The 19,474-nt window shown below is 47.7% G+C and carries 19 protein-coding genes; 12 read left to right on the plus strand and 7 right to left on the minus strand.

Annotation, left to right across the window (positions count from 1 at the left end; all coding sequences use genetic code 11):
• The first annotated feature begins 25 nt into the window (after window positions 1-25).
• The gene (gene dapD, locus A1sIA79_RS05045; RefSeq protein ID WP_095675117.1) at window positions 26-943 is read left to right on the plus strand and encodes a 2,3,4,5-tetrahydropyridine-2,6-dicarboxylate N-succinyltransferase; all 918 of its coding nucleotides are present in this window, start codon (window positions 26-28) and stop codon (window positions 941-943) included.
• 10 nt (window positions 944-953) lie between these two features.
• Here the strand turns inward: dapD and A1sIA79_RS05050 are convergent, their stop codons facing one another.
• The 4 genes from A1sIA79_RS05050 to A1sIA79_RS05065 are packed head-to-tail and all read right to left on the minus strand — an operon-like array spanning window position 954 to window position 4,774.
• A complete protein-coding gene (locus A1sIA79_RS05050) occupies window positions 954-2,144 on the minus strand; it encodes a SpoIID/LytB domain-containing protein (protein WP_223298333.1) in 1,191 nt (396 codons plus the stop codon).
• On the minus strand, window positions 2,131-2,937 hold the full coding sequence (locus A1sIA79_RS05055) for an ABC transporter ATP-binding protein (protein ID WP_223298137.1): 807 nt from the start codon (window positions 2,935-2,937) through the stop codon (window positions 2,131-2,133). The genes A1sIA79_RS05050 and A1sIA79_RS05055 overlap by 14 nt, the downstream gene beginning before the upstream one ends.
• Window positions 2,915-3,742 carry an ABC transporter permease gene (locus A1sIA79_RS05060; protein WP_095675118.1) on the minus strand — a complete coding sequence of 276 codons (828 nt, stop codon included), beginning with the start codon at window positions 3,740-3,742 and terminating at the stop codon, window positions 2,915-2,917. Before A1sIA79_RS05060 ends, A1sIA79_RS05055 begins: the two co-directional genes overlap by 23 nt.
• Window positions 3,743-3,772: 30 nt before the next feature.
• Window positions 3,773-4,774: a glycosyltransferase family 2 protein gene (locus A1sIA79_RS05065; protein WP_095675119.1), complete on the minus strand. Its 1,002-nt coding sequence runs from the start codon at window positions 4,772-4,774 to the stop codon at window positions 3,773-3,775.
• A 36-nt stretch (window positions 4,775-4,810) separates the two neighbouring features.
• On the opposite strand from A1sIA79_RS05065, the gene A1sIA79_RS05070 reads away from it, so the two are divergent.
• On the plus strand, window positions 4,811-5,911 hold the full coding sequence (locus tag A1sIA79_RS05070) for an LCP family protein (protein ID WP_095675120.1): 1,101 nt from the start codon (window positions 4,811-4,813) through the stop codon (window positions 5,909-5,911).
• A gap of 45 nt (window positions 5,912-5,956) precedes the next feature.
• Complete coding sequence (locus tag A1sIA79_RS05075) at window positions 5,957-7,267, plus strand: UDP-glucose dehydrogenase family protein (RefSeq protein WP_095675121.1); 1,311 nt, start codon at window positions 5,957-5,959, stop codon at window positions 7,265-7,267.
• On the opposite strand, the gene purE is transcribed toward A1sIA79_RS05075, so the two are convergent.
• Genes purE through A1sIA79_RS05090 form a run of 3 tightly spaced genes read right to left on the minus strand, consistent with a single transcriptional unit; the run spans window position 7,264 to window position 9,656 of the window.
• On the minus strand, window positions 7,264-7,779 hold the full coding sequence (purE, locus tag A1sIA79_RS05080; protein ID WP_095675122.1) for a 5-(carboxyamino)imidazole ribonucleotide mutase: 516 nt from the start codon (window positions 7,777-7,779) through the stop codon (window positions 7,264-7,266). The genes A1sIA79_RS05075 and purE overlap by 4 nt on opposite strands.
• Entirely contained in the window at window positions 7,772-8,932 is a 1,161-nt protein-coding gene (locus A1sIA79_RS05085; RefSeq protein WP_095675123.1) for a 5-(carboxyamino)imidazole ribonucleotide synthase, read from the minus strand. The genes purE and A1sIA79_RS05085 overlap by 8 nt, the downstream gene beginning before the upstream one ends.
• A complete protein-coding gene (locus tag A1sIA79_RS05090; protein ID WP_190277044.1) occupies window positions 8,889-9,656 on the minus strand; it encodes a biotin--[acetyl-CoA-carboxylase] ligase in 768 nt (255 codons plus the stop codon). The genes A1sIA79_RS05085 and A1sIA79_RS05090 overlap by 44 nt, the downstream gene beginning before the upstream one ends.
• A 12-nt stretch (window positions 9,657-9,668) precedes the next feature.
• On the opposite strand from A1sIA79_RS05090, the gene A1sIA79_RS05095 reads away from it, so the two are divergent.
• The 9 genes from A1sIA79_RS05095 to A1sIA79_RS05135 are packed head-to-tail and all read left to right on the plus strand — an operon-like array spanning window position 9,669 to window position 19,469.
• The gene (locus A1sIA79_RS05095) at window positions 9,669-11,246 is read left to right on the plus strand and encodes an acyl-CoA carboxylase subunit beta (protein ID WP_095675124.1); all 1,578 of its coding nucleotides are present in this window, start codon (window positions 9,669-9,671) and stop codon (window positions 11,244-11,246) included.
• A gap of 2 nt (window positions 11,247-11,248) precedes the next feature.
• Window positions 11,249-11,431: an acyl-CoA carboxylase subunit epsilon gene (locus tag A1sIA79_RS05100; protein ID WP_095675125.1), complete on the plus strand. Its 183-nt coding sequence runs from the start codon at window positions 11,249-11,251 to the stop codon at window positions 11,429-11,431.
• Window positions 11,431-12,033: a Maf family protein gene (locus tag A1sIA79_RS05105; protein ID WP_095675126.1), complete on the plus strand. Its 603-nt coding sequence runs from the start codon at window positions 11,431-11,433 to the stop codon at window positions 12,031-12,033. The genes A1sIA79_RS05100 and A1sIA79_RS05105 overlap by 1 nt, the downstream gene beginning before the upstream one ends.
• Window positions 12,030-13,748: an acetyl/propionyl/methylcrotonyl-CoA carboxylase subunit alpha gene (locus A1sIA79_RS05110; protein WP_095675127.1), complete on the plus strand. Its 1,719-nt coding sequence runs from the start codon at window positions 12,030-12,032 to the stop codon at window positions 13,746-13,748. Before A1sIA79_RS05105 ends, A1sIA79_RS05110 begins: the two co-directional genes overlap by 4 nt.
• The gene (locus A1sIA79_RS05115; protein WP_095675128.1) at window positions 13,745-14,575 is read left to right on the plus strand and encodes a purine-nucleoside phosphorylase; all 831 of its coding nucleotides are present in this window, start codon (window positions 13,745-13,747) and stop codon (window positions 14,573-14,575) included. Before A1sIA79_RS05110 ends, A1sIA79_RS05115 begins: the two co-directional genes overlap by 4 nt.
• Window positions 14,493-16,211 (plus strand): phospho-sugar mutase, encoded by a 1,719-nt coding sequence (locus tag A1sIA79_RS05120; RefSeq protein WP_223298335.1) that lies wholly within the window; start codon window positions 14,493-14,495, stop codon window positions 16,209-16,211. The genes A1sIA79_RS05115 and A1sIA79_RS05120 overlap by 83 nt, the downstream gene beginning before the upstream one ends.
• On the plus strand, window positions 16,208-17,155 hold the full coding sequence (gene deoC, locus A1sIA79_RS05125) for a deoxyribose-phosphate aldolase (RefSeq protein ID WP_095675130.1): 948 nt from the start codon (window positions 16,208-16,210) through the stop codon (window positions 17,153-17,155). The genes A1sIA79_RS05120 and deoC overlap by 4 nt, the downstream gene beginning before the upstream one ends.
• Before the next feature lie 13 nt (window positions 17,156-17,168).
• A complete protein-coding gene (locus A1sIA79_RS05130) occupies window positions 17,169-18,617 on the plus strand; it encodes an aldehyde dehydrogenase family protein (RefSeq protein ID WP_095675131.1) in 1,449 nt (482 codons plus the stop codon).
• Entirely contained in the window at window positions 18,618-19,469 is an 852-nt protein-coding gene (locus A1sIA79_RS05135) for an aldehyde dehydrogenase family protein (RefSeq protein ID WP_095675132.1), read from the plus strand.
• Window positions 19,470-19,474 lie beyond the last annotated feature (5 nt).

The following is a 19,474-nucleotide window of genomic DNA, read 5'->3' on the forward strand; positions in this document are numbered from 1 at the left end:
ACAGGATAGGGGTTAGGCTTGGAACATGTCTTCATTAGCTCATGGCCACGGAATCGCAACTCTTGCCGGCACAACTGTGCTCGATGTCTGGTTTCCTGCGCCGGCACTTGGAGCCATTGCTGGCGCCCCTGATTCATCATTGCAATCAATGGTGGGCTCAGATGATGCGCGAGGAGTAACTCGAGAGCTAGTCTCGATTGAAATTGATTTAGCGGTAGCACCGAAAGATGCACGCGATGCATACCTGCGACTGCACTTACTTTCACACCGCTTGGTTAAGCCACATGGTGCATCACTCGATGGAATTTTTGGGCTACTTGCCAATGTTGTCTGGACCTCAGTTGGACCGTGCGCTGTTGAGGGATTTGAAATTACCCGTGCACGTTTGAAAGCCCAGCATGCTCACGTGAGTGTTATCTCGGTAGATAAATTCCCACGCATGGTTGATTACGTCGTGCCAAGTGGTGTGCGCATTGCAGATGCTGATCGCGTTCGTTTAGGTGCCCACCTAGCACCTGGCACAACTGTGATGCACGAAGGATTTGTTAACTTTAATGCTGGAACTCTTGGAACGTCGATGGTCGAAGGTCGCATCTCTTCAGGTGTAGTTGTTGGAGATGGCACAGATGTTGGCGGTGGTGCTTCGATTATGGGAACCCTCAGCGGCGGTGGCAAGGAAGTTATCTCGGTGGGTGAAAAGTGCCTACTGGGTGCTAACTCTGGTTTAGGAATTTCACTAGGCAATAACTGCGTCATTGAAGCCGGTACCTACATCACAGCAGCTGCCAAGGTGAAGTTACCTGATGGTGAAGTTGTTAAAGCTGGCACACTTTCAGGTGCAAATGATCTGCTATTTCGTCGTAACTCACTGAGTGGTGGCCTTGAAGTTGTGATGCGCACCGGTACCTGGGGCGGCCTGAACTCCGTCTTGCACGCCAACTAATAATCGAGCGTTAACCCGCTAAATTAAAGTAGGGCGAAGGAATCTTTACTCTACTTCTAAAAGTATCGCCCCTCAATAATTTGGTTGACCCATCACTTGCTGTGCCCTTGATGTAGGTAACTGCCCCTGCAGTATTTCGGGAGATTATTTCAAGAGTGACGATGTCTGCGAGCAGGAAGGCAGTGGCAACTAGAGATTGATCTGCCGATGCGCTCCAGGTAGCAAAGCGAGGATTGTTTTTAGGATCTAGCCCCGCAGGATCAACTACTGATTGCGTATAACTCGTTGCCTGCCCCCAGGCATCGAGGGTTGTCTGCGTTGCGCCACCTGAGGATGAGAAGAAGTAAGCCTGTATTGGTTTTCCATTACTTAGAATTGCCAGACTTGTGGAAGTGTCAATGATTGTTCGCGAAACTGCCGCTTTCCAGAACTGACCGAACCTCGGTTCAGATTCTTTAGAAAAGCCCACAAAGTTCTGATCTGCAATATGTGAATAAACCTGACAGTCGCATGCAGAGTTAATTTTTCCAAGCTTTGAAAGAGCGTAAGAACGCGAAGCAATTACCTGTGCTTCAAGTGCAGCTGCAGGCCAAGATGACGGAACTTCGCTAATCCCCCATAAGTACTCATCGCGAAGGGCCAGTGTGTTAGTGACCTCCATTGCGCTTTTTACTACCTTCACTTGAATCTGCCCATACCTGTATTTCACGACACTACCTGGCTGTGAAAATGTAATGACTGACGAAGGTCCACTCCACCTAATGGTGAAGGCTTTGGCGCGCAGGCCTTCACCCGTAGCGAATGCACCATCAACGTTGAAAGTTATCTTCTTCTTGGCACTTAAGGTCAGTGCGGGTAGAGCATCTTGTGCACTTGCAATGTCACCGCTAAAGATCTGCACTGCTGAATCTGGTGTAGCGCTGACAAATGAAATTGACTTTAGAGCGCGACCAATATTTACTCGAATCGTTTGGGTATCTACTATCGGCGCAATCTGCACATTTTTGTAATAGTAATTAAGAATTGCCGTGGCACTTTCACCTGAGAGAGCACGAGCCTTGGCTCCAATCTGACTCATTCCAACGCCGTGGCCGTATCCGGAACCCGTAAAAGAAAATTGGAGAGGTGCGGTTGCTGTAGCGGTCGATGTTGCAGCAAATGAGATGGAGAAAACTAAGAGTAAGGCTTTAAACGTCCTCATCAGATGATGCGCTCTTTCTAGCGTTAACAAATTCACGATAGGCAGTAATGACTTCCGTAGGGTTTCCACGCATCATAAGCTTGCCCTTATTAAGCCAGATGACCTCATTGCAAATATCTTCGATAGTGGCAAGTGCGTGGCTGACAAGAATGAGCGCACGATCTGCGCTGCGCAACTCCTTAATTCTGTTCAGACTCTTCTCTTTAAATTTCGCATCACCTGTGCTGAGCGCTTCATCGATAATCAAAATATCGGGTTCAACTACGGCAGCTACTGAGAAGGCTAGGCGAGCAAACATTCCAGAAGAATATGTGCGCATCGGAGCATCGATTGCTTCCCCAAGTTCTGAAAAATCGGCAATCGCATCAAAATGGTTATCGATCTCTTCCCGAGACATTCCTGCTGCCAGACCACCGAGATAGACATTATCGCGGCCTGTCATTGATGGATTAAAGCCAACGCCGAGTGCAAGCAGTGTGCTGACACTTCCATAGACCTCAACGCGCCCCTGTGAGGGAGGAATGATTCCTGAAATCACACGCATCAACGTTGATTTACCCGCTCCATTAGAGCCAATAATTCCAAGCACAGCGCCATAGTGAACATCAATGTTTACATCGGTGAGTGCAGGAACAATTCGGGTGTACTTCTTGCCTCGACCAAGAGATTTGAAGCGCGCCTTTAACGTTGGTTTCTTTTCGATTGATGTTGTGTACGTGAGTCCCAGGTCTCGCACCGAAACAGCAATGCCATGCTGGGCATGTTCGTGGTTAAAGTCGGACAGCGAAATCACGCTCCCTCGATAGGAAGATGTAGGAGCCAATCAATAAAAGTCCGAGTGCCCACAGTGATGCGTGAATGAGCCCATTCATTGATGGAGCCTCAGCATGCACAACAACACGTGACCATGAATCAAGTAGATAGAAGAGGGGGTTAAGAATTTCAAATTTCTTGATACTTTCAGAAATACTGTCTGCCTCATACAAAATTGGAGATAAATACAGAAGACTGCGCGTCAGATAAGGCAAAATACTTGAAATATCTCGGAAATAGACATTGATGCATGAAATAAGAATCGACATCCCAAGTGCCATCACAACTGCAATAAACAGGATTGGAACTGCCCAGAGCATCTGCCACGAAAATGGCAAACCAATGAGAAGGTGAATTACCGTGAAGACAACGACGGTAGGTAAAAATTTAAAGAGGGCAATTACAGTGGCTGAAATTGGAAGCATGATGCGCGGAAATGATGTGTTGAGAATCAGGCGCTCACCCGAGGTAATTGCTTTGACTCCACCTGTGAGGCTATTTGCAATTAAATAGAAGAGAAAAAGCGTAGCGGTGAGGTGTCCAAACCGAGTCGCATCACTACTGCCGCCAATAACGTAGATAAGTAAGAAGTAGACCGCGGATAAGAGCAATGGATTGAGAATCAACCAGAGCTGACCAAAGATAGATCCATAATTTTGTTGGCGTAGCCCTGATCGAGAAAACTCTGAGATAAACGCACGCCGGCTCCACAGGGAGGCGAAGTATTCCCGCATCGGCGGCAAGCCAGCGCGGAAAGGTTCGTAAATTACAACTGGTTTATCCACGTGCGAAAGGCTACCGCAGCCTGTTGCTACTTACTCCGATGAAGGCACGAGAGTCTTTGGGGAAGATATGAATCCAGCACCCCACGCGAAGTGCATTGTGGGTAACACAAGTAGTAATAGAAAGAATTCGCGAATTGAAGACGAAATCTTTACTGCGGCTCCCAGGACAAAGAGCGTATAGATCGCAGCTGGGAAAAAAAGAATTGGCGAAAGGAGTAGTCCAAGTATTGCTGATGCTAAGAACCCAACGAGTGCAACCGGTGGCGCTAGGTAACGATAATTGATTGTTCCCTTATGTCTTCTAGAAACTACTCTGCGCCAGCGCCCGTATTCAAAGTATTGTTTTGCAAGAGCGCGCACTGTTGACCGTGGGCGATATGTCACGTGAAGTCGGGGATCAAAGTAAATGACTCCTCCATTTTCACGTAAGCGAAAATTGAGTTCCCAATCTTGAGCGCGTGTAAATCGTTCATCGAATCCGCCGATTGCAATCAGGGCCTCTCTGCGAAAAGCTCCGAGGTAGACAGTATCTACAGGCCCCGCTTCTCCTCCAGTGTGAAAACGTGATGCACCAACTCCGAATGCACTGCGCATTGCACCTGCAACAGTCTTTTCAAAGATCGTTTTCCCAACAGCGGCCATAACACCGCCGACATTGACAGCGCCAGTCTTATTTAGCACCTCAACTATTAAGGAGAGGTAATTCTGGGGAATCTCAGCATGGGCATCGACTCGCACCACAACTGGATTCAATGATTGCCGAAGTGCAAGATTCAGACCCATCGCTGTCTTGCCCGTTGGGTTTTCTACAATCACAACTCGTGAATCTGCCGAAGCTATGCGCTTTGCAATTTCTAGTGTTCTATCTTTTGATGGACCGATTGCCAAAATGACTTCTATGGGGCCTTGGTAATCTTGTGAAAGTATCGAGCGAACTGAGCTCTCCAGATGTGACTGCTCATTGAGCACAGGCAAGATCACGCTAATTGATGGGTGCGGTGAGCCAATTAACTCTTGCATTGGTGTCGCCATAACCCCTCCACGCTATCGTGCAAGTAATCTACGTATGTGAAATCTACTCGGGCGATTCGGATAATTACATCACTCTCTTTAGGTGTTGTAATACTAGCCTCGCTTTCATGGGTTGGATTAGGTCAAGTCAGTGGTCAAATCTCGCGTATCGATGTTTTTGGAAAGCTCACAGACCGTCCTGAAAAAACTTCTCGGGCCCTTAATTACTTGGTTGTGGGATCTGACTCTCGCGAAGGTTTGAGCAAGAAAGAGATTCAAGCGCTACGGGTGGGCAGTACAGCAGTTGCTGCCGGTGGACGCTCGGACACAATGTTCTTAATTCACATTAGTAAGAGTAGAGATGCCGCATTTATCGTCTCCCTACCTAGAGATACCTTGGTTCAAGTTCCCGCACATAAGAGCCAAGATGGAACGACAGATATTTCTGAACGCCCTGGAAAGCTCAATGCAGCATTTGCCTTCGGTGGCGCCCCTCTACTCATCCAAACTATCGAGACCAAGACTAATTTAAAGATTGACCATTACGTCGAAGTAAACTTTGCCGGATTTACTCGTGTAGTTGATGCCCTGGGTGGAATTGAAGTCTGTACCAGCGTTGATATCGATGATCCAAAGAGCCACTTAGTACTGAGCGCCGGCACGCACACCTTGGGTGGAATTGAGGCACTTAAGTATGTGCGAACACGTGATTACGATGGTCGCGGAGATATCGGACGCATGGAGCGTCAACAGAAGTTTGTCAGTTCGGTCTTACGCAAAGCCACAAGCAGTGGTGTATTGCTAAACCCAATTAAATTAGCAAATTTCTATAACGCAACTATTTCAACAGTGAAGATGGATTCTGGTGTGAGCAAGAATGACCTGCTCACCTTGGCAAAGCAGATGCGTAATCTCTCTTCCGGCAATGTGCGCACGCTAACCGTTCCAATTTCTAACCCCAATGGAAGAGATCCAGTTGTTGGCTCAGTTGTGATTTGGGATGAAGAGCTAGCCGCAGACTTATGGACACGTATTCGTGATGATAAAGCGCTGATAGATGAGGTAAAGCCTTCACCAAGTGCTACAGCTGCGCCAATCAAAATCGATAAATTTAAGACGAAGACGGCGGCGGAGAATCCCTGCGCTCCTAAGAAGTAGTCAAAATGGAGAGATTTCAATTATGGCTGCAATAGACTCCTGCGCATGACCCTTAAGCTCTCGGTGATTGGCTGTGGTTATCTTGGCGCCACTCACGCAGCATGTATGTCCTCACTCGGTTTCGAGGTTGTTGGAGTTGATACAGATCAGAGCAAGGTTGATCTTCTCTCTCGTGGAGAACTTCCATTCTATGAACCAGGTTTAGATACCCTTCTTGCAGCAAAGATGAAGACTGGCAGGCTCTCATTTACAACAGATTTCTCTGCAGTAAGTGATGCCGATGTTCACTTTATCTGCGTGGGAACCCCACAGAGTAAAGATGGGTTAGCCGCAGATCTGACCTATGTGAAGTCATCGGTTGCTGCAATAGCCCCACATCTTAAAGAGGGTTCACTTGTTGTAGGTAAATCAACGGTTCCAGTAGGAACTGCTCAACTATTACGCGATCAATTAGCAATATCTGCCCCACAGGCAGACCTTGCCTGGAATCCAGAATTTCTTCGGGAAGGTTTTGCTGTTGAAGACACTCTGACCCCCAATCGCCTTGTTGTTGGTGTTGTAAATGATCGTGCCGAACAAATTCTTAAAGAGGTCTATAAACCAATCATTGATCTTGGCACTCCGTGGATACGCGCAGACCTACCAACAGCAGAGCTTGTCAAAGTTGCCGCTAATTCATTTCTTGCGACAAAGATTTCATTTATTAACGCAATGGCTGAAGTCTGCGAGGCAGCAGGCGGAGATGTCACAGTTCTTGCAAAAGCAATTGGATATGACCCCCGAATCGGTAATCGATTCTTGCAAGCAGGAATTGGTTTTGGTGGTGGATGTTTACCAAAAGATATCCGTGCCTTTATGGCGCGCGCGCAGGAACTTGGCGCAGATCAAGCACTTGAATTCTTACGCGAAATCGATGCAATTAACATGCGAGCTCGTCAACGAGTCATCGATGTTGTTCGCGCCGACCTTTCAGAAGACCTCACTCAATACAAGATTGCAATATTGGGTGCGACCTTTAAGCCCGATAGCGATGATGTGCGCGACTCCCCAGCACTTGATATAGCAGCTCAACTACAAGCAGCTGGTGCAACCGTTGTCGTTCATGACCCTAAGGGAATAGAACCTGCACGTAAGCGTTTTCCAAACCTTGATTACCAAGAAAAGGTAGTCGATGCAGTCAAAGGCGCTGACGCTATCTTGCACCTGACGGAATGGAAGGAATATCGCGAACTAGATCCTTCAGTAATTGGACAACTTGTGAAATCTAAATTCTTAATTGATGGTCGCAATATGCTCGATCGTAATCTCTGGCGTGCAGCTGGTTGGCGCGTACACGCACTAGGTCGAACTGACTAGAAACCAGTTTTTTGATTGCGACGGGCGCTTAATTGAGCGCCCTTTGCTTTTGCCTCTTCATTGATTGCTTTGAGAGATTCTGAAACCTTGGCAGAGATAGCTGCATCAGAAATTCCGAGAATGCGTGCGGCAAGGATTCCCGCGTTCTTTGCATTTCCTACTCCAACAGTTGCAACCGGAATTCCAGCAGGCATCTGCACAATTGAAAGTAGCGAATCCATTCCATCTAAATTCTTCAGTGCAACAGGGACTCCGATTACCGGAAGTGTTGTGAGCGATGCGACCATGCCGGGTAGATGAGCTGCCCCACCAGCACCAGCAATAATTACCTTAAATCCTTTTGCTTGCGCCTTTTGGGAAAAATCAACCATCTCGAGTGGCATGCGATGGGCAGAGATAACATCTACTTCATAAGAGATACCAAATGAGTCAAGAACTTTGGCAGCTTCTTCCATGACTGGCCAATCAGAGTCAGAGCCCATGATTATCGCTACATCTTTAGAATTACTCATCGATTGCCCCGCTCATGTAGTCCCGTGCATGCTGCACATCTGTGGTTAATTGTAGAAGGTCGGAGCCGATTGCGGTGACATGACCAATCTTGCGCCCTTTTCGAACTTCCTTCTTATATTGATGAAACTTAAGGTCTGGGTTTCGAGCCATCAGGTGTAAATATGGGCGATACATATCGGCTTTATCGCCACCTAAAATATTTCCCATCACCGCATACTCGTGAGTCATGGCAGGTTCACCAAGCGGAAGATCGAGTATTGCGCGCAGGTGTTGTTCAAATTGGCTTGTTCGAGAACCATCGATGGTCCAGTGTCCAGAGTTATGTGGACGCATTGCGAGCTCATTAATGAATAGTTGATCGCCTTTTACAAACATCTCAACTGCCATTACTCCTATGACGCCTACTTCGGCTGCAATATCTAGCGCCAACTTCTGCGCTTGTTCTGCAATCTCATCAGAGATGCAGGGTGCGGGCGTGATGGTCATGGTGCAGATTCCATCTTCTTGCACGGTCTGTGTTGGGGCCCACGATGTTGCTTGACCGTGAGGGGAACGTGCAACCATGACGGCAATCTCAGAATCGAATGAAATCAGCTCTTCAATCAATAATTTTGGGGTGTGCTTTAACACTTCAGCCAATTCATCCTGAGAATTAACCTTCCATACTCCACGCCCGTCATAGCCGCCTGAAATGGCCTTTGCAATCAATGGGTACTGATCTACTTCAGATGTGGCAGTGATTACCTTCCACGCTGGTGCTTGATAATTTGCTAACTTCTTACGCATCTCTGCCTTATCTTGTGAATAGACAAATGCCGATGATGCTGGATACACACGTACACCTGCTGCCTCAAGTCCTTTAATGACTGGTAGCGGCACAAGTTCGTGTTCAAAGGTAATGACATCACAGCGCGCAGCAAAACTCTTGAGCGCCTCTAAATCTGTGTAATCACCAATCACATGGCTATTAATTTGAGCCGCTGAATCATCTGCACTTTGTGCGAAAAGAAGGAGATTGATTCCGAGCGCCGAAGCTGGTGCAACCATCATGCGCGCTAACTGGCCCGCGCCAATGACGCCAACTGTTGGGAATCGCTCGTTCACTGACTTATCGTAGATGAACGATGTCTCCAACAGTAATTCGTGAGCCATCTTCCAGAATCAACTCCCCGTTTGGGCTGATACCGACTGCGACTCCGCTCTTGATAACTCCGCTTGGAAGTTCTGCCCGGATCTTCGCACCGATACTGCTACAGCGTTCGAGATAGAGATGGCGGAGATCCTCACCGGCTTCCCAGCGTTCTAAAAGATTAGAAAATTCGTTAAGAAACGCTGCCAAGATGACATTGCGATTGAGTTCACCAAAATTTTGCAACGACAGTGAAGTTGCATGGGCAACAGGAAGTTCTGATTCTTGCATCGCGACATTAATTCCGACTCCAATAATGATGCCATCATCAGCCGTTTGAGCAATCATTCCGCCAGTTTTTAAGCCACTGATGAAAAGATCATTAGGCCATTTCAGTGATGAGGTTACTTGAGGGTCAAGTCTTGAGAGTGCGAAACTTGTACTGAGCCCAACAATGAGAGGTAAGAGCGACCACTCACTCTGATCTCGCTTTGGTTGAATGTAAAAAGAGAATAGAAGTGCTGATGCTTGCGGTGCTTCAAATGTTCTATCAAGTCTTCCGCGTCCGGCACTTTGATAATTGGTAACAAGAACATCGCCGGTGCGTGCCTCTGCCCGCTGTACAAGATTGAGTAAATCTTCTTGCGTGGAACCCGTGACTTCGACCACGCTTACTCGCCAGTACCGCGAGATTTTTTCAGAGATCTGCACGGTATCTAGCGGTGGTCTTGGCGTATCTGTACTCACGACTAGTACCTTATGTTCATGAGCCCAGATCTGCACACTACCGCGGGGAAAATTGAAGACCTCCGTGAGCGAATTAATGAAGCCGTTGACGCTGGTTCGACAAGAGCCCGAGAGAAACAGCATGCCAAGGGCAAAGGAACAGCTCGCGAGCGAATTGAGATGCTTGTCGATGCCGATTCCTTTACCGAGATAGATGAGTTCGCACGTCATCGCGCTCAGAACTTTGGAATGGATAAGAACCGTCCATATGGCGATGGTGTCATTATTGGAACAGCAACTGTCGATGGTCGCCCAATCGCTCTGTACTCGCAAGATTTCACCGTCTTCGGCGGATCACTCGGTGAGGTTCACTCGGAAAAGATTGTGAAGATTGCAGAGTTTGCACTCAAAGCAGGTATCCCGCTTATCGGTATTAACGATTCAGGTGGAGCGCGAATTCAAGAAGGTGTTGCATCGCTCAATGGTTACGGAAAGATTTTCCGTCTGAACACTCGCTCATCAGGAGTGATTCCACAGATATCCCTCATTCTTGGACCTTGCGCAGGTGGCTCTGCCTATTCACCTGCCCTCACAGATTTCACCGTGATGGTTAAGGAAACTTCACATATGTTCATCACCGGACCAGATGTCATCAAGACTGTCACTGGTGAAGATGTTGGAATGGAAGAACTTGGTGGCGCATTTACTCACAGTACAAAGTCAGGAAATGCTCACTACATGGCAGATTCGGAAGCTGATGCGATTGATTATGTGAAAGCGCTTCTGTCTTATCTTCCATCAAACAACATGGATGGTTCTCCAGTTTTACCTCCAACACAGAACCTTGATAAGAACTCATCTGATGTTGCACTCAATACTTTGATTCCAGATAGCCCTAATCAGCCATACGATATGAAGTCACTGATTTCAGCAATTGTTGATGAAGGTGAATTCCTCGAAGTCCACGCTCTCTATGCGCCAAATATTGTTGTGGGTTTTGCACGTATTGAAGGACAATCAATCGGAGTTATCGCCAACCAACCTTCACAGCTAGCTGGAACACTCGATATCAATTCATCTGAAAAAGCAGCACGATTCCTGCGTTTCTGCGATGCCTTTAACATTCCAATTCTTACCCTCGTCGATGTTCCAGGATTTATGCCTGGCACCGAACAAGAGTGGGACGGAATCATTCGTCGCGGTGCAAAACTACTTTATGCGTACGCTGAAGCATCAGTTCCACTTGTCACACTCATTACCCGTAAGGCATACGGCGGAGCATTTATTGTGATGGGTTCCAAATACCTGGGCAGTGATATCAACTTTGCCTGGCCATCGGCAGAAATTGCGGTGATGGGTGCACAAGGCGCGGTCAATATCTTGTATCGCAAAGAGTTATCTGAATCTAAGGATCAGAACGCTAAGCGAGCCGAACTCATTACTGAGTACACCGAGAAGTTTTCAAACCCATACTTGGCTGCAGAGCGCGGGACTATCGATAGTGTGATTGAGCCTGAGGATTCACGTCAGTACATCACAAAGGCTTTCCGTACCTTAAAGACAAAGCGCGATACCTTGCCGGCACGTAAGCACGGAAACATTCCGCTCTAGCAATGAAATTCACCGTCATATCTGGAAACCCCACTCCAGAGGAACTCCTCGCGCTGCAAGCAGTTTTGGTCAACCATAAATCTGTTGATCTCACACCAGTGATTAAGCGAAGCATCTTTGGGCGGCCTCAACTACGACAACCACTGCCTCATCACATTGCCTTTGGCCCAAGAAAGATGAATTAATGCCGCGTATTGTTCTTGCTTCCCAATCAACTTCCCGCCGTAGACTCTTAGAAGATGCGGGACTTAATCCAACAATTATTGTAAGCAATGTTGATGAAGAAACTGATTTTTTCAATGCCATGAGCCCAACGGATATGGTCATTGCGCTAGCAGTTTCAAAGGCTCATACAGTTCGCGAAATGATTGATTATCCAGCCATCATCATTGGTTGTGATTCAACATTTGATGTTGATGGAGTTTCATTTGGAAAACCCGGAACAACAGATATTGCCATTGAACGCGCAAAGAAAATTAGTGGGCGCACTGGGCTACTTCATACAGGTCACTGCATTATTGATACTGAGAAAGGTATTGAAATTGCAGATCGCGTCACCACGAAGGTGACATTCACCGATATGACCGAAGAAGAAATCACCGACTATGTTGCATCCGGTGAGCCCCTTCACGTCGCCGGTGGTTTTACTCTCGATGGCTTCGGTTCTCCATTTATTCCGGTAATTGAAGGCGATTACACTAATGTTGTCGGTATATCGATGCCCTTTCTTCGTGGCGCAATGAAGCAACTTGGATATTCTTGGCCACAGGTAAAGGAGATGTCATGAAGCGCGTTCTGATTGCTAACCGAGGCGAAATCGCTTTACGTGTTATTCGCGCCTGCAAAGACCATGGCCTGGAAAGTGTTGCCATGTACTCAGAAGAAGATCGTGATGCGCTGCACGCCCAGAGCGCCGACTTTGCTTACTCACTGAATGGAACACTTGCCAAAGATACTTACCTGAATATTCCAAAGATCATCGCACTTGCCAAAGAAGCAAAGGCTGATGCGGTACATCCTGGCTATGGATTCCTCTCTGAAAATGCCGACTTCGCACAAGCAGTCCTTGATGCAGGTCTCATCTGGATTGGACCTCCCCCAGCGGCAATCAGCGCGCTCGGCGATAAAGTCTCTGCTCGTCGCATTGCAGCAGCTGCTGGTGCGCCACTTGTTGCAGGTACAAAAGATCCAGTTACTGGTCATGGTGAAGTATTGGCATTCGCGAAAGAACACGGGCTTCCTGTTGCAATTAAAGCTGCCTTCGGCGGAGGAGGGCGTGGTCTCAAAGTTGCTCGCACTATGGAGGAAATCCCAGAGCTCTATGACTCTGCGGTGCGGGAAGCGATTGCAGGTTTTGGACGCGGTGAATGCTTTGTAGAGCGCTACCTTGATAAGCCGCGCCACGTTGAGACTCAAGTACTAGTTGATAAGCATGGCCACGCAGTTGTTGTTTCAACCCGAGACTGTTCATTGCAACGCCGACATCAAAAACTTGTAGAAGAAGCGCCAGCACCATTTCTGACGGAAGCTCAGAATGAAGAGCTCTACCGCTCAAGTAAGGCGATTATGAAAGAGGCAGGCTATATCGGTGCCGGCACATGCGAATTCCTTGTTGGACAAGATGGAACAATTTCATTCTTAGAGGTAAATACTCGTCTGCAAGTAGAACATCCTGTTTCTGAAGAAGTTACCGGCATTGACTTAGTGCGTGAACAGTTCCGAATCGCAATGGGTGAAAGTTTAGGTTTCGATGATCCTGTAGTGCGTGGGCACTCAATTGAATTCCGTATTAATGGTGAAGATCCAGGGCGTTCATTCTTGCCAGCTCCTGGTCGCATTACTGCGTGGAGTATCCCCACTGGTCCTGGCGTTCGGGTTGATGCAGGTTTCCGTAACGGTGATGTTATTGGTGGAAACTTCGATTCACTTCTTGCCAAACTCATTGTTACCGGTGCAACTCGTGAACAAGCCATTGAACGTGCTCGTCGCGCTCTTGCCGAGTTTGTAGTTGGTGGACTAGCTACAGCACTTCCGTTTCACCGCGCAATTCTTGAAGACCCTGCCTACACAGAAGATTTCAAGATCTATACCAGTTACATTGAAAATGAATTTATTAACGAGATTCCAGCATTTAAATCTGTTCCTTTAGATATTCAGACGAAGGTTGCTGCTGAGAAATTAGTTGCTGAAGTTAATGGAAAGCGGTTTGAGATTCTCGTTCATGCACCAGAACCAGTCGTAAAGCGCCACCGTGCAAAGCAATCTTCTGTTACTGGCGCAGCTGGCACCGGACTCGCATCCCCGATGCAAGGAACGGTGGTAAAGATTGCCGTGGAAGAAGGACAGAGCGTTGAAGCGGGTGACCTTGTTATTGTGCTTGAAGCAATGAAGATGGAGCAGCCATTAACTGCCCATACAAGCGGTGTGATTAAGAACTTAAAAGCTGTAATTGGTGAGACTGTGGCTAGTGGAACAGTTCTCTGTGACATTATTCAGGCATGACCTCAACCGATCTTCTCTACTCCGATCCTCTCGCCGCCGCTACACAAGCGGCGAAAGAAATCGCCCAGCGCACGGGTGTGCCCTCACACGATGTTGCACTGGTGATGGGTTCGGGTTGGGTGGGCGCAGCTGATGCACTTGGCACTCCTGCCTTTGAATGTAACGCGGATGAACTCACTGGATTCTTAGCTCCAGCAGTAGAAGGTCACTCTGGAAAAGTTCGCTCATATGAAATCAGTGAAAATGGCAAGACGATACGAGCGCTAGTTTTTCTTGGTCGTACACACTTGTATGAAGGCAAGGGTATGGAGCCAGTTGTGCACGGTGTACGCACTGCAGTCAAAGCCGGTTGCAAGGTTGTCATTTTAACTAATGCCTGCGGTGGAATTAACACCTCCTACAAGGTTGGTCAACCAGTCATTATTCGCGACCATATTTCACTCACTGCCGCCTCACCACTTTCAGGTGCAACATTTATTGATCTCACAGATCTTTATAGCAAGCGAATTCGTGAGATTGTAAAGAAGGAAGATTCGTCTCTTGCCGAGGGCGTCTACGTTCACTGGCGCGGGCCTACTTATGAAACTCCAGCAGAAATTCTCATGATGCGCACCATGGGTGCCGATTTAGTCGGAATGTCTACGGTTCCGGAAGCAATTGCCGCTCACGCACTCGGTGCTGAAGTCCTAGGCATTTCCTTGGTAACAAATGCTGCAGCTGGTGTGACTGGCGAGAAGTTAAACCATGAAGAAGTCATTGCCGCAGGTAAAGCTGCTGCGAGTCGCATGGGATCACTTCTTAAAACCACAATTCCAAAGCTCGTATAAGGAAAGTTACTTTCTTCTTATGGATGCATCACTGAAGGCAGAAGTAGAGGCATGGATAGCCGATGACCCGGATCCACAGACAGCCGGCGAACTTCAGAAAGCACTTGATGCCGGTGATGAAGAATTACTTAAGAAGTATTTCAATGGATTTCTCCAATTTGGCACGGCAGGTTTACGTGGACCAGTAGGACCTGGTCCTTCAGCTATGAACCGCGCCGTAGTCGGCCGCACAGCAGCAGGTATCGCTGCCTATATGAAATCTCATGGAATGAAATCAGTTGTTATCGGTCAAGATGCACGTCATGGATCGGCTGAATTTACCCAGGAGAGCGCATCAATCTTCAGCGGCGCCGGCATGGATGTATACGTTCTGCCCCGTCCGCTTCCGACGCCAGTATTGGCATTTGCTACGCAGTATTTGAAGTGCGATATCGGAATTATGGTGACTGCTAGCCATAATCCTCGACAAGATAACGGCTACAAGGTTTATGTCGGACCGAGCGCCGATGGAATCAACTACGCCTGCTCGCAAATCATCAGCCCCACCGATCAGTTGATTACCGATCAGATCACTTTAGTGAAATCCTTGAAATCACAGCCTCGCGGCAAAGAATGGAAAATCGTTGGTGAGGATTTAATTACCGAATACGTAAGGCGCACTGCACAGTTAGCCCCCCGTCCCGGTGATCTCAAGATTGTCTACACCGCGATGCATGGCGTTGGAACCCAGACTGTGCAAAGAGTCTTTAACCATGCGGGTTTCGCCACCTTAATTCTGGTTGATGAGCAATGCACTCCTGATCCAGATTTCCCAACAGTTGCTTTCCCAAACCCAGAAGAACCTGGCGCAATTGATTTAGCACTGAAGAAAGCACAAGATTTTGGAGCTGAGCTGGTAATTGCTAATGACCCAGATGCTGATCGATGTGCGGTGGCAATTAAAGATCCTAAAGTCGGCTGGCGAATGTTGCGCGGAGATGAGCTTGGAATAATCTTCGGCGAATGGATTGCACGCACCAAGCCATCTGGAACATTCGCAACTTCTATCGTCTCTTCTTCAGCACTGGGCAAGATTAGTGCGAATTATGGAATCAACTATAAAGAAGTGCTCACAGGCTTTAAGTGGCTGGCAAAGATTGAGAACCTGTCCTTTGGATATGAAGAAGCGATTGGTTACGCAGTTGACTCCGACAATGTTAATGATAAAGATGGAATATCAGCTGCAATCTTCTTGGCTCAGATCGCGATGGATTTAAAGCGCGATGGCCTCACTGTCTCTGACCTGCTCGATGAAGTATGGGCCCGACATGGTTTCCATGGCACGGAACAGATTTCAATTCGCGTCGCTGATCTATCGGTGATTACTGGTCTACTCGCACGACTACGCCAGCACCCACCACAAGAGATTGCCGGACGTGGCGTTGAAGCCATCGATGACTTAGCGGCTCCTACAAACGGATTACCACCAACAGATGGGCTGCGAATCTGGCTTGCTGGAGGAATTCGAGTCATTGTGCGTCCCTCAGGTACTGAGGCGAAAATCAAGTGTTATATCGAAGTCGTGACAGCAACGTCAGGTGAGTCACAGAAAATACTCGACGAGATTCGCCAACCTCTGAAAGAATTCCTTTCATGAGTTTCTATGGCCTAGTTGATGGATCTGAGAAATCTCTTCTTAAATTCTTAGAGCAACTATCTGGCGTTGACCAAGTGGGTGCAGACTCTCGAGCTGCAATGCTGGCAACTCGTAGTATTAAGACAACAAGCAAGAAATGGGCGATTGATACCGCAATATCCATGGTTGACCTAACAACTCTCGAAGGTGCAGATACACCTGGGAAAGTTCGCGCCTTGTGTTCAAAGGCAGTCAGGCCTGATCCAACGGATCCAACAGTTCCTAGCGTAGGCGCAATCTGTGTCTATAACGATATGGTTGAAATAGCTCGCACACATTTAGATGCAATTGGCGGGGAACATGTTCCAGTTGCCGCTGTCTCCACTGCATTTCCATCTGGCCGAGCTTCCATGGAGGTGAAGATTCAAGATACTCAAGATGCAATCAATGCGGGTGCAGCTGAAATTGATATGGTGATTGACCGTGGAGCATTCTTGGCAGGTAAGTATGGAATGGTCTTTGATGAGATTGTAAAGATTCGAGAAATCTGTGGTGAGAAGGCGCATCTTAAAGTTATCTTTGAAACTGGCGAACTTGTCACCTATGACAATGTTCGAAAGGCTTCCTACCTTGCAATGCTTGCAGGAGCTGACTTCATCAAGACTTCCACAGGAAAGGTGGCTCCTGCTGCTACCCCGCCAGTTGTGCTTGTGATGCTTGAAGCTGTGCGTGATTTTTACACACTCACACAACGAAAAATTGGAGTCAAGCCTGCCGGCGGAATCCGAACTACGAAGGATGCAATTAAGCAATTGGTTCTGGTAAATGAGACTGCAGGACCTGACTGGTTAACTCCGCAGCTATTTCGAATCGGGGCAAGCGCGCTTCTCAATGATTTACTGATGCAACGCATGAAAATGTCAGATGGCTACTACGCTAGCCCTAACTACGTATCGATTGACTAGGAATGGGCGCAAGATGACCTTCGAATATGCACCGGCGCCGGAATCTAGGGCGATCGTCTCAATCAAGCCTAAGTATGGTCACTTCATCAACGGCTCTTTTGTTGCCGGAAAGAAGCACTTCCCAACCATCAATCCTGCGACCGAAGAGGTGTTGAGCCTTATTTCTCTGGGTGGTGTGTCAGATGTTGATAAGGCGGTTGCAGCGGCACAAAAGGCTTATACAAAAACCTGGTCAAAGCTTTCAGGTAAAGAACGTGGAAAATATTTATATCGAATTGCTCGAATTCTGCAAGAACGTGCACGTGAGTTTGCCGTCCTTGAGACTCTCGATAATGGAAAGCCAATCCGTGAAACTCGCGATATTGATATTCCACTCGTTGCAGCACACTTTTTCTATCATGCAGGGTGGGCCGACAAATTAGATTACGCAGGTCTCGGTCACTCCCCTAAAGCCTATGGCGTTGCGGGACAGATCATTCCTTGGAATTTCCCACTGTTAATGCTGGCTTGGAAAGTTGCACCGGCACTTGCCACCGGTAACACCGTGGTTCTCAAGCCAGCAGAGACAACCTCGCTGACTGCCCTTCTTTTTGCCGAAGTCTGTCAGCAAGCTGAATTACCAGATGGAGTAGTCAATATTGTCACCGGCGATGGCTCTACTGGTGCAGCGATAGTGAACCATCCAGGAATACATAAGATTGCATTTACCGGTTCTACTGAAGTTGGGAAGAAGATTGCTCGCGCTATTGCAGCCACAGATAAGAAAGCGACCCTGGAATTAGGTGGAAAGGGTGCCAATATTGTCTTCGACGACGCCCCAGTAGATGAAGCAGTCGAAGGAATCGTCAATGGAATCTTCTTTAATCAGGGACATGTCTGCTGCGCGGGATCAAGGCTAATTCTGCAAGAGAGTATCGCTGACGAAGTGATTGAAAAGCTCAAGGTCAGAATGTCTAAAATTAGAGTCGGAGATCCGCTCGATAAAAATACTGATCTCGGTGCCATCAACTCAAAGGAGCAGTTGGTAAAGATTAAAGAGCTCTCAGCAATCGGAGATGGCGAAGGTGCGCAACGTTGGAGCCCACAGTGCAATCTGCCTGATAAAGGTTTCTGGTTTGCTCCAACAATCTTTACTGGTGTCACTCAGGCTAACCGAATCGCGCAGGAAGAGATCTTCGGTCCAGTTCTGTCAATCCTAACTTTTAGAACTCCCCAAGAAGCTATCGACAAGGCAAATAACACTCCCTTTGGCCTATCTGCCGGTATCTGGAGCGAGAAAGGCTCGCGAATTTTCTGGGCTAGCCAACACCTAAAAGCTGGAGTTATCTGGGCGAATACCTTTAATAAATTTGATCCAGCATCGCCATTCGGAGGTTACAAAGAATCTGGATGGGGTCGCGAAGGTGGCAAGCATGGTCTTGCTGCCTATTTGAAAAATGGCAAAGAGACTGGGGCGAAGTAAATGACTACTAAGAAGCAGCCTCGTGTTGATGTGAAGAAGACTTACAAACTCTTCATCAACGGTGCATTTGCTCGTAGTGAATCTGGTCGCGTATTTGAAGTAACCGCCAAGAATGGGGATTTCATTGCTAATCCTGCACTGGCATCACGTAAAGATCTACGTGATGCAGTCACAGCGGCGCGTGCTGCGCAATCAGGGTGGGCAAAAGCCACTGCATACAATCGTGGTCAAATTCTCTATCGCATCGCTGAAATGCTTGAAGGCAGAGCAGAACAGTTTGAATCTGAAATTGCACTTACTTCGCAGATAACCGCGGCTAAAGCCAAGGCACAAGTAACAGATGCTATTGATCGTTGGGTTTGGTATGCCGGCTGGAGTGACAAACTTCAAGCAGTCAGTGGAGCCACAAATCCAGTCTCTGGTCCCTTCTTCAATTTCTCAATCTCTGAGCCGCAAGGCGTGATTGCCATCGCATCTGATGTGAGTTTTATCGATTTCATCGATGCTATCGCCGCCGCCGTAGTCTCAGGTAATACAACTCTTGTTCTCGTTCCTGGTTCACTTGCAGTACCAGCCATGACTTTCGCCGAGGTGTTGGCAACAAGTGACCTACCGGCTGGTGTCATCAATATCCTGACCGGATCACTTGATGAACTTGCCCCGTGGGCTGCATCTCATATGGATATTGATGGTTTTGATATCTCTGGTGTTAACAAGAAAAAACATGGAGAACTGAAAGTAGCTGGGGCTGAGAACTTAAAGCGGATTCATGCATTTAGTACTGGTCAAAGCCCGTCAAGAATCCTTGCATTTATGGAATCTAAAACTGTCTGGCACTCAGTTGGGGTGTAACGAAC

It is taken from the genome of Candidatus Planktophila versatilis, assembly GCF_002288105.1.
Taxonomy (GTDB): domain Bacteria; phylum Actinomycetota; class Actinomycetes; order Nanopelagicales; family Nanopelagicaceae; genus Planktophila; species Planktophila versatilis.